The sequence below is a fragment of the Streptomyces tricolor genome, from assembly GCF_002155905.1.
Taxonomy (GTDB): domain Bacteria; phylum Actinomycetota; class Actinomycetes; order Streptomycetales; family Streptomycetaceae; genus Streptomyces; species Streptomyces tricolor.
In genome coordinates, this window is sequence record NZ_MUMF01000698.1 from 1 (window position 1) to 10,244 (window position 10,244).

The 10,244-nt window shown below is 71.9% G+C and carries 10 protein-coding genes and 2 pseudogenes; 6 read left to right on the plus strand and 6 right to left on the minus strand.

Features of this window, described 5'->3' with window-relative positions; genetic code table 11:
- The first annotated feature begins 88 nt into the window (after positions 1–88).
- A pseudogene (locus CCN44_RS37665) lies at positions 89–749 on the plus strand (nitrilase-related carbon-nitrogen hydrolase).
- Between the two features lie 218 nt (positions 750–967).
- On the opposite strand, the gene CCN44_RS37670 reads toward CCN44_RS37665, so the two are convergent.
- Complete coding sequence (locus CCN44_RS37670) at positions 968–1,348, minus strand: hypothetical protein (RefSeq protein ID WP_059247110.1); 381 nt, start codon at positions 1,346–1,348, stop codon at positions 968–970.
- 179 nt (positions 1,349–1,527) lie between these two features.
- Complete coding sequence (locus tag CCN44_RS37675; RefSeq protein ID WP_059247109.1) at positions 1,528–2,514, minus strand: aldo/keto reductase; 987 nt, start codon at positions 2,512–2,514, stop codon at positions 1,528–1,530.
- 224 nt (positions 2,515–2,738) lie between these two features.
- On the opposite strand from CCN44_RS37675, the gene CCN44_RS37680 reads away from it, so the two are divergent.
- The gene (locus tag CCN44_RS37680) at positions 2,739–3,230 is read left to right on the plus strand and encodes a hypothetical protein (protein ID WP_086703275.1); all 492 of its coding nucleotides are present in this window, start codon (positions 2,739–2,741) and stop codon (positions 3,228–3,230) included.
- Positions 3,231–3,334: 104 nt separating this feature from the next.
- Here the strand turns inward: CCN44_RS37680 and CCN44_RS37685 are convergent, their stop codons facing one another.
- The gene (locus tag CCN44_RS37685) at positions 3,335–4,819 is read right to left on the minus strand and encodes an MFS transporter (protein ID WP_208639925.1); all 1,485 of its coding nucleotides are present in this window, start codon (positions 4,817–4,819) and stop codon (positions 3,335–3,337) included.
- Between the two features lie 180 nt (positions 4,820–4,999).
- Between CCN44_RS37685 and CCN44_RS37690 the strand changes: the two genes are divergently transcribed.
- Entirely contained in the window at positions 5,000–5,371 is a 372-nt protein-coding gene (locus tag CCN44_RS37690) for an ArsR/SmtB family transcription factor (RefSeq protein WP_059247107.1), read from the plus strand.
- Positions 5,372–5,461: 90 nt separating this feature from the next.
- Here the strand turns inward: CCN44_RS37690 and CCN44_RS37695 are convergent, their stop codons facing one another.
- Positions 5,462–6,691: an SUKH-4 family immunity protein gene (locus CCN44_RS37695; RefSeq protein WP_086703278.1), complete on the minus strand. Its 1,230-nt coding sequence runs from the start codon at positions 6,689–6,691 to the stop codon at positions 5,462–5,464.
- Positions 6,692–6,900: 209 nt separating this feature from the next.
- Here CCN44_RS37695 and CCN44_RS37700 point away from each other — a divergent pair, with 209 nt between their 5' ends.
- From CCN44_RS37700 to CCN44_RS37710, 3 genes are all read left to right on the plus strand, one after another.
- Positions 6,901–7,725, plus strand: a complete 825-nt coding sequence (locus CCN44_RS37700) for an aldo/keto reductase (protein WP_086703281.1) — start codon at positions 6,901–6,903, stop codon at positions 7,723–7,725.
- 125 nt (positions 7,726–7,850) lie between these two features.
- Positions 7,851–8,645, plus strand: coding sequence for an SDR family NAD(P)-dependent oxidoreductase (locus CCN44_RS37705; protein ID WP_086703284.1), 795 nt, complete (start codon positions 7,851–7,853; stop codon positions 8,643–8,645).
- A 195-nt stretch (positions 8,646–8,840) separates the two neighbouring features.
- Positions 8,841–9,245, plus strand: a complete 405-nt coding sequence (locus CCN44_RS37710) for a hypothetical protein (protein WP_059247103.1) — start codon at positions 8,841–8,843, stop codon at positions 9,243–9,245.
- 4 nt (positions 9,246–9,249) lie between these two features.
- Here CCN44_RS37710 and CCN44_RS37715 read toward each other — a convergent pair whose 3' ends face one another.
- Positions 9,250–9,819 carry a transcriptional regulator gene (locus CCN44_RS37715; protein ID WP_086703287.1) on the minus strand — a complete coding sequence of 190 codons (570 nt, stop codon included), beginning with the start codon at positions 9,817–9,819 and terminating at the stop codon, positions 9,250–9,252.
- 17 nt (positions 9,820–9,836) lie between these two features.
- Positions 9,837–10,244, minus strand: a pseudogene (locus CCN44_RS37720) (transcriptional regulator); the annotation flags it as partial.

Genomic DNA, 10,244 nt, shown 5'->3' on the forward strand with positions numbered 1-10,244 from the left:
GGTCGGCAGCCGGACCCCGGCCGGCCGCGATCTCTTCCGTCGCTACCACGCCGCCGCCGTCGACGTCCCCGGCCCCGAGGTCGACACCCTGGCCGCTCTCACGCGGGAACTGGGCTGTCACGCCGTCGTCGGCGCGGTCGAACGGCGCGGAGGCACCCTCTACTGCGTCGCCCTCTTCTTCGGCCCCGCCGGCTACCTGGGCCTGCACCGCAAGCTCATGCCGACCGCCGCCGAACGCTCGCTGTGGGGCCCAGGGCGACGGCTCCACGCTCCCCGTCATCGACACCGGGACCGCCCGTCTCGGTGCGGGGATCTGCTGGGAGAACTACATGCCGCTGTTCCGTACGGCGATGTACGCCAAGGGCGTCGACCTGTGGTGCGCCCCGACGGTGGACGACCGCGACTCCTGGCAGGCCAGCATGCGGCACATCGCCCTGGAGGGCCGCTGCTTCGTCCTCAGCGCCAACCAGTACCTGCGCCGCGACGCCCTGCCCTCCGACGTCCACCCCGTCCAGGGCGACTCGCCCGACACCGTCCTGATCGGCGGCGGCTCGGTCATCGTCTCCCCGCTCGGCGAGGTGCTCGCCGGTCCGCTGCGCGACGGCGAGGGCATCCTGACCGCCGTACTCGACCTGGACGACCTCGCCCGCGCCCGCTTCGATTTCGATCCCACCGGCCACTACGCGCGCCCCGACGTCTTCACCCTCCAGGTCGACGGGTCGGCCCGGAGCACCGTCAGCGGCATCTGACCGGCGCCCGCGCGGTCTGCGGAGGCGGGGCAGGGGCCGCGGGCGCGCCGGGCCCGGGTGGCCGTCGTGTCGCGTGCGGCCCCGGCGTCCGCGAGGGCCAGTGGCTCGGAGCGGTCCGGGTGCCCTCCGAGCGCGAGCGCCGGCAGGCGCGGGTCAGCGATGACCGGCCTCCGTCAGGGAAAAGTCTCCGGGTCAGGACGACAGGTCAGGACGACGGGTCAGGACGAGAGGACGACCCGGCGTCCGCTGTCGCTCGTGGCGACGCATTCCCGGTAGGGGTTCGGGTCGCCCTGGCGCTCCTGGCACATCCACGTGGTGCCGCCGACGCGGACCGTGGCGGACGCCTCCGCCGTTCTGGTCGCGGCCTTGGTGTAGGCGCTCGCCACCTCCAGGGCGGTGGCGCAGGACTCGGTCCGGTCGGCCCAGACCGCCAGCCCGGTGGCCTTGTCCGGTCCGCAGTACGCGCCCGACGGCGGGGCGGCGTGCGCGGCCGGCGGCGGGTCGGCGTCGGTACCGGCGACCGCGTGGGCCGGAGCCGGAAGGCATAGTGCGGCGGCCCCCAGCAGGCCGGCGGTCAGGCCTCGCGTGATCGAGTGCATCGCGTGTGCCTCCTTCGTGGCGGCGACGGGGGTGGTCTGCGCCTTCGCTTCCCCCGATGGGGATGAAACCCGGATATGCCGTGCATACCCGGCCTTTCTCCGTACGCGGATCATCCCACCCCCGCACCCCGGCCGCGCGCGGTCCGCCCCCGGTCGGGGGCGGAGCACCCGGACGGACGTCAGCGGTTGACGAAGGTGAGGCTGGTCGCGTCGTAGCGGCTGCCGGCGATCTGCTCGGGCGGCGCGGCGGCCTCGATCGCGGCGAGGTCCTCGGCGGTCAGCTCGACGGCCAGTGCCCCCAGGTTCTCCTCCAGGTACCGCTGCCGCCGGGTGCCCGGGATCGGCACCACGTCCTCGCCCCGGTGCTGCACCCAGGCCAGGGCGAGCTGGCCGGCGGTGACGGACTTGGCGGCGGCCAGCTCCTCCAGCTGCGCGACGATCGCCAGGTTCCGTTCGAGGTTTCCGTCGGCGAACCGCGGCTGGCCGCGCCGCACGTCGGTCTCCGCCATCCCGTCGAGCGAGGAGTAACGGCCGGTCAGGAAGCCGCGGCCGAGCGGCGAGAACGGCACCACGCCGATGCCGAGTTCGCGGCAGACCGGAACGATCTCCGCCTCCAGGTCCCGGGTCCACAACGACCACTCGCTCTGCAGCGCGGAGATCGGGTGCACCGCGTGCGCCCGGCGGATGGTCTGCGCGCCGGCCTCGGACAGCCCGAGGTGACGGACCTTGCCGGCCCGCACCAGCTCGGCCATGGCGCCGACGGTCTCCTCGATGGGCACCTGCGGATCGACCCGGTGCTGGTAGTAGAGGTCGATGTGGTCGACGCCGAGCCGACGCAGCGAGGCGTCACAGGCCTGGCGCACGTAGGCGGCGTCGCCGCGGATCAGGGTGGGCTCGCCCAGCCGGTTGGCGAAGCCGAACTTCGTGGCCAGCACCACCTCGTCGCGCCGCCCGGCGATGGCCCGTCCGATCAGCTCCTCGTTGTGTCCGAAGCCGTAGAAGTCGGAGGTGTCGAGGAAGGTCACGCCGAGGTCGAGGGCACGGTGCAGCGTGGCGATCGACTGCGCGTCGTCCGTGGCACCGTAGCCGTGGCTCATGCCCATGCAGCCAAGACCCTGTGCGGAGACCGCCAGTTCGCCCAAGTACCGGGTGGGGATGTCGGTCATGTCGCTGCCTCCTGGGCTCGTCGATCCGTGTCCCCTGGACGCTAGATCTTGGAGCGCGCTCCAAGTCAAACGGCGGCCGGGCACGACGGCAGGCCGGCCACCGGAACCGCACCCGCTCCGGGAGACCCTTGCGCGCCACCCGGCCCCCGGCCATGATCCCCTCGGGGCCGACGCGCCGGCTTCCCCTGGAGCCTGCCCGTCCCGGTGTGAGGAGCACGAGAAGCATGGCCGACCCGGACGACGAGCCACGGGACGCTCGGAAAACCCGGCCACGGCCGGCGCGCTGGCGGCGGCGCGCGGTGCTCCTGGGCCTGGCCGGGACACTCCTCGGCGGGACGGTCTGGCACCTCGTCTCCCGGCAGGAGGCGAAACCCCGGTCGGCCGTGGTCTCCTCCCGGTCCGCGGTCGTCGGGACATGGGAGGCGGAGGGCGGCGCCACCGGGCGGGTGGAGTTCGCCGCCGACGGGCGGTTCTCGGCGATCGGGCTGCCGGTCCGCACGTCGCCGGACGGGGGGTTGACCGGACGGGGACGGTGGGCGCTCGACGGCCGTGGCGGGTCGGTGGCGCTCCGGCCGGATCGCGCTCCGTCCGCCCCGGTCCGGGACGCGAGGCTGGCGGTCGTGCGTGCCGACGGCCGCGTGCGGTTGTGTGTCACCTCGGGTTCGCCGGGGGTGCTGTGCGACGTTCTGCTGCGACCGGCCGCGGCCCGGCGGTGACGGCACCGCAGGGCTCGCTGCGGGGGCGCCCCTGAGCGAGCCGTGCGGTCGGGCGGGTCCGTCCGCTGCCGCTGACGGGTCCGCGGCATGGGGGGGGTCGGGGGTCAGCGGGCCGCCAGCGGTTCTTCGTCGGCGGGCGCGGAGGCGGCTGCGGCGGCGGATGCCGGCCGGTGCTTCAGCAGGAGCGTGACGAGCAGACCGGCGAGCATGCCCGCCGCGGTGAGCAGCACCACCAGGAACTCGCCGTCCGCCGTCGCGGTCTTGAGCGCCTCACCGGCCCTGCCTTCCGTGCCGATGTCGGCGACCACGGTGAAGACCGCAAGGCCGATGGCGTTGCCGATGTTCAGGGCGGTGGAGGCGACCCCGTTGGCCACGCCCTGCTCCTGCGGGGCGGTGCCCGTCGAGGCGGCGATCCACATCGCGGTCCAGACGATGCCCTGTCCGACACCGGAGACGACCAGGCCGGGCACCAGCAGGCCGTAGCCCGCGTCGGCGTCGAAGCCGAACGCGAGGGCGACCGTGCCGATCACCCCGATGCCGAAGCCGATGACCAGGGTGGCGCGGGTGCCCCTCCGGCCGGCGAACCGCTCCCCGAGCTGGGTACCGGCGGCGATCGCGAGCGACGGGATCAGGAAGCCGAGGCCGGTCTGCAGGGCGCTGTAGTCGTGCACGCTCTGCATCAGCACGGTGAGGAAGTACGGCAGGACGCCGAAGGTCGCCATGTACAGGAAGGTGACGAGCATCCCCACGGTGAGGCTTCGGTTGCGGAACAGCCGGAACGGCATCAGCGGATCGGCGCTGCGCTTCTCGATGACGGCGAAGAGGACGAGCAGGACGACGGCCAGGAGGAAGGCCCCGAGCACGAGGCTGTCGCCCCAGCCCCGCTCGGGACCTTCGACGAGCGCGAACACCAGCAGGGTCGCACCGCCGGTGACGCCGAGGGAGCCGGGGAGGTCGAACGTACGGCGCGCGGTGCGGGCCGGGTCGCGCGGAACGACGAACAGCGCGCAGAGCGCGATGAGGCCTCCCAGGGGAACGTTGACGTAGAAGACCGAGGGCCAGCCGAAGTGCTCGGTGAGAACGCCGCCGAGGAGGGCTCCGATGGTCAGGCCGCTGGCTCCGGCGCCTCCCCAGACCGCGAGGGCGCGGTTCCGCTTGGGGCCTTCCTCGAACAGGGTGTTGATGAGCGAGAGGGTGGACGGCAGCAGCAGGGCACCGGCGATGCCCTGCACGGCACGGGCCGCGATGATGACCTCGCGGCTGGGGGCGAGGCCGCCGGCCAGGGACGACACCGCGTACAGCACGAGGGCGAGGACGAACATCCTGCGCCGGCCCAGCAGATCGGCCGCCCGCCCGCCGAACAGCAGGAAGCCGCCGGCGAAGACGACGTAGGCGCTCACGACCAGTTGCTGGGTCTGGCCGGGGAAGCCGAGGTCCCGGCCGATCTCGGGCAGCGCCACGAACACGATGTTCAGATCGAGGGCGTACAGCAGCTGGGCCAGGGCCAGGAGCGCCAGGGTCCAGCCCAGGTGGCGGGGGACACCGCCCGGGGCCCCTCGATGCGAGCCTAAGGAAACGGAAGCGGACATGGCAGATGCCTCTTTCGGGGTCCGGTGGGGTGGCCTGGCGCACGCGCGGGAGGGCCCGGTGCACGGGGCAGCCCAGCGCCAGTACGACTGTACGCATTCTTACGTACGATTGATTGTTCGGCAATCCACGTACAGTCGAACCCGAGAGGGAATGTATGAATGTCGCGGTACTTTGGAACCATGAGCCGCCACCCAGAGCGCGACCAGATCCGGATCGAGAGTGTGCTGTCCGCGCTGGGCAGTCCCGTACGGCTCGCCGCCGTGCGGGTCCTCGACGCGGGCGGGGAGCACAACTGCACCAGCGTGCTGGAACTCCTGGGCATCACCGCCAAGTCGACGATGACGCATCACTGGCGCGTACTGCGCGAGAGCGGCGTCATCTGGCAGCACCCCTCCGGCAGGGAGAACCTGCTGTCCCTGCGGCGCGACGACCTGGACGCGCGCTACCCCGGCCTGCTGGACGCCGTCCTGGCGGGGGCCGCCGAGGACGCGGCACTGGAGAACGCCTCGGCCTCCGCACCCGCCGGCCCCCGGGGACGCTCGCGCACCTGAGCGACGCCGGCCGCCGTACGCCGCCCACGGATCACCCGGCGCGGTCCTCCACCGCCCGGCCTCAGGCGGGCTCCGGACGGAGCCGCGCCGTCACAGCACGCCGCCCGCCTCGTCGTGGAAGACCTCCGGCCAGTACCGGTAGTCGTCGGGGCCCTCGGCGGGGCGGCAGGCCGTCGGGTCGACGGAGGACAGCACCTCGATCATGGTGTCGGCGAGCTGGTGGTAGAAGTCCTGGGTGAAGTCGTGCTCCTCGTCGAGGACTTGCTCCCGCTGGTGCAGCCAGAGGGTGAAGGCGAGCGTGGAGAGGTCGGTGTTGACCGGGACGACGTGGCCGGCACCGGTCTCCGTGCAGAAGAGGGCGCCGGTCCGGCCGTCGACGAGGACGCTGAAGTCGTGGACCAGCCCGCCGAGCACGACCAGGTGCTCGGCGTCGGGCGGCAGCCGCTCGTCGCCGTGCCAGAGGTGCGCGTGCCGGGGGTCGCTCTGCGACTCGGCCCAGACCTGGGGGAGAGTGGGCAGCGGCTCCGGTTCGGGGCCGTAGAACATGAACCCGTCGGAGGGCAGGCCCACGTCGGTCAGGAATCGGCGCGTCGGCGCGTGGACGAGGGCCGGCGGCAGCTGGTCGTCCGTGAGCCGCACCATGTTCGCGGCGCCGAACACCCCATCCAGCAGGCCTTCCGGCAGTTCCAGGGCAAGCCCCCGCCCGGGTCCGGCGATCAGGGCGAGCGGACGGATCACCGCCGCGATCCGCCAGAACGCCGGTATCGGGTGCTCCCAGCCGGACCGCGGGCCGGCCGGGCCCCAGCCGTCCTCGCCCCACGCCTCCTCGGCGAACACCGCGGTCAGCGCCTGCTCGGCCGCCCGCACCGCATCGGGACCCGTCCGCCCGGCCAGGGCGGCGAACCTGCCGCGCAGGCCCCGGAATTCGTCCACCGCGCCGAGGAAGCGGAGCAGCGCTCCGACCGACGGTGCCAGCGGGAACAGCTCGGCTCCGTCCGGCGACTTCTCGTAGAGCCACATGCTGAACACCCGCCCGGTGGCGCCGTCGAGGACGACCTCCTCACCCTCCTCGTCCCCTTCCACGATCAGGTGGCCGATCAGCAGCAGCGCGGCGAGGTCCGGATCGAGCCGCGCCGGATCACCGCCCCGCACGATCAGGTGCTCACGGACCGTCAGCAGGGAGGGCCCAGTGAGCGGGCGGAAGCTGATCAGCCCCCGGCCGTCCAGCCGCTCCCCCGGAGCCAGGGCGCGGCGGGTCGGCGCGTGGACGAGCGACGGATGCGGCGCGTGCCCCGGCATGACGATGCTGGTCTCGGACATGATCCCCCCGTGCTGAGTTCGAGCGAGATCTCCACCATAAGAGCCACCACTGACACAGCCCTGCCCCGGTGATCATCCCCGGCGGACCACCCCCACGGAACACGCTTGCGCTTGCATGTAGCCAGCGCCTGCAACTATTGTCGACGACTGTAAGGCGTGCGCGCAGGTACTCGCTGCGCGTAAAGGAACAACGGTAGGACAGCACTCTCATGAGCCCGATCCCGAACGTGACGCTGAACAACGGTGTCGAGATGCCGCAGCTTGGTTTCGGCGTCTTCCAGGTCCCCGACGAGGAGACCACCACCGCGGTCGGCAACGCCCTCCAGGCCGGGTACCGCAGCATCGACACGGCCGCGATCTACGGCAACGAGCGCGGTGTGGGGCGGGCGATCGCGGAGTCCGGCATCGCGCGCGACGACCTGTTCATCACCACCAAGCTGTGGAACGAGGACCAGGGCTACGACGCGACCCTCGCGGCCTTCGACGCCTCCCTGGACAAGCTCGGTCTCGACTACGTCGACCTGTACCTGATCCACTGGCCCGCTCCCGCCCGGGACCTGTACGTCGACACGTACCGGGCCTTCGAGAAGATCCTCGCCGAGGGCCGCACCCGTGCCATCGGTGTGTCCAATTTCCAGGTGGACCACCTGCGGCGGCTGATGGAGAGCACCGGTGTCACGCCCGTGGTGAACCAGGTGGAGCTGCACCCCGGCCTCCAGCAGAACGAGCTGCGCTCCTACCACAAGCAGCACGGCATCGCCACGGAGGCGTGGAGCCCGCTCGCGCAGGGTGCGGTCCTCGGCGACCGGGCCGTGGTGGACCTCGCCGCCACGTACGGCGTCAGCCCCGCGCAGATCGTGCTGCGCTGGCACCTGCAGATCGGCAACATCGTGATCCCCAAGTCCGTGACGCCCGAGCGCATCCGGCAGAACCTCGACGTCTTCGGCTTCGAGCTGACCGACGCGGACCTGCGGGCCCTGGCCGGCCTGGACCGGGGCCTGCGGACCGGCCCCGACCCCGACGCGTTCAACTGAGCGCTGCGCCGCCCGCCCGCCGAGGCGGCCGAACGCCCGGGCAGCACGCGGCTCCCACGCCCGTGCGGCGCAGCGTGCTGCCCGGGGCGACCACCCCATCCCGTTCCCGTTCCAGGAGGTTCTCCGTGCACATCGACCTGACCGGCCGGACGGCACTGGTCACCGGATCCACCCAGGGCATCGGCCGTGCCATCGCCGTCGGTCTCGCCCGGGCCGGCGCGCGGGTCGTCGTCAACGGCCGCCGCGAGGAGACCGTCGAGGACGCCGTCCGACTCGTCCGCGCCGAGGCCGGCTCGCGGGACGTCGTGGGCGCGGCCGGTGACCTGGCGACCGCGGCGGGCGCCGACGCCGTCCTCGACGCCGCGCCCGACGTGGACATCCTCGTCAACAATCTCGGCATCTTCGGCGCCACTCCCCCGCTGGAGATCGACGACGCCGAGTGGCTGCGCTATTTCGAGGTCAACGTGCTGTCCGCGGTGCGGTTGATCCGCGCCTGCCTGCCCCGGATGCGGGAGCGCGGCTGGGGCCGCGTGGTGAACGTGGCGAGCGACTCGGCCGTGGTGATCCCCGCGGAGATGATCCACTACGGCATGACGAAGACCTCCTTGCTCGCGGTCAGCCGCGGCTTCGCCAAGGAGGCCGCCGGCAGCGGCGTCACCGTCAACTCGGTGATCGCCGGGCCCACGCACACCGGCGGCGTCGAGGACTTCGTCCGGCAGCTCGTCGGGGACGACCTGAGCTGGGACGAAGCGCAGCGCGAATTCATGCTCAAGCACCGCCCCCAGTCCCTGATCCAGCGCCTGATCGAGCCCGAGGAGATCGCGCACATGGTCGTCTACCTCAGCTCGCCGTACGCCTCCGCCACGACGGGAGGCGCTCTGCGGGTCGACGGGGGCTACGTGGACTCCATCCTGCCGTGACACGTCGGGCCGGGTCGCGTCCTGCCGTGGCTCGTCCGGCCGTGGCGCGTCCGGCCATGGCGCGTTCTGCCGGGGCGCGTCCTGCCGTGCCGGAGGACGCCTTGTCTGCTCCGCCCGTGTGAGAGGGAGACAGCACCGTTCCCGCAAGGGGCATATCGGGGTTGTCATCCCTCAGACGACACGAAGGGGTTCCCGATGCAACGGTTCCCGATCGCCGCCTTGGCCATCGTCGCGGTTCTCGCCTCGGGCGGGACGGCCGGCGCCCAGGGCGCGGCCGATCAGCCGGACGGGAGGAGGACGGCCCCACGGGCGGAGGACTACACGTGGGCCGACGGCAGACATGTCGTGATCCCGCCCGGACAGACCGGCAGCTCCGAAGCCCAGTGCCCGCCCGGGCAAGTGCCGACGGGCGGCGGCTACAACGCCTTCGACGGCGGCGTCATCGATCTCATGGTGAGAACGAACTCGCCGACCACCGACGGGTGGCACGCGGTGGCACGGAACACCAGCTCCACGAACACCATCGAATTCTGGGCCGTGGCCATCTGCGCTCCCGGCACCCAGACGCAGGCCCCCCGTCCCGCGCCGCTCGCCCGGTAGTCCCTCAGGCCGCGAATCCCACGGACGTGACGTACTCGTATTTCCCCCACTGCGATCCCAGATTGACGATCTGGTCGATCCAGGCGTCGTCCAGTGCGCGCATGTCCCCTCTCGACCAGGCGTCGACGATGGCGTCCCAGGTGCGGATGTTCAGTCGGCGGTATTCCAGGACGCGCTGCCGGGGAATCGGCACCTGGCTCTGGTCGAGGGGGTGGATTTCCACGCGTGTTCCGCCGTTGGCGTTCAGGCGCGCGAGCAGATAGCGGGCGACGTTACGGCGGCGCAGCGCCCGGTAGGCGGCGTCGATCTTCGCGAGGTTCGCCGTGTTCGGGCGCTGGGTGCCGGCGAGCCAGGCCTTGAGGGTGCGGGGGCGGACGGTGAGGCCGGCGTCCCGCATGGCGTCGTGTCCGGCGGCGGAGCGGGTGAGGTAGCGCAGGCGGGCCGCGAGGCCGCGGCGGGTGGTGACGGGGGACGCGATGCCCGAGGCGAGGGAGTCGAGCACGCGGGCCGCGGCTTCGCTGCCGCGTGCGCCTCGGGCGCCGTAATGTCCGAAGTCCTGTGTCCTGTCCGGCATGCGGGACCCTTGCCGTTCTACCGTGCGCCGGTCTGGAGGTCGTACACGTCCTTCACCTTCACCTGTGACACACCGCGTCCTTCGGTGAACACCGTCCGCCAGTCACCGGCGATGTGGAGTTCGTCGGTTCCCAGGACCCGCATGACGGTCAGGCCCGCCGTGTGGGCTTTGTGCGCTTTCAGCCAGAGGTTGACGAACGCCTGGGAGCGGATGATGTGCATCCAATCGGGGCGGTAGATCTCCCTGTTGAAGTTCGACTCCCCCATCGTGGACACGAACTTAGAATACATGGATTTCACGTATTCCAGGGTGACTTCGTCGTCCTCGGCAATGGCCTTTTCCCGGGCGTCGCGCAGGATCTGACGGAATTTCTCGAAGAGTTGCTCGGTCGATCCGGACGTCCACGACTCGTGGATGACGGGCGG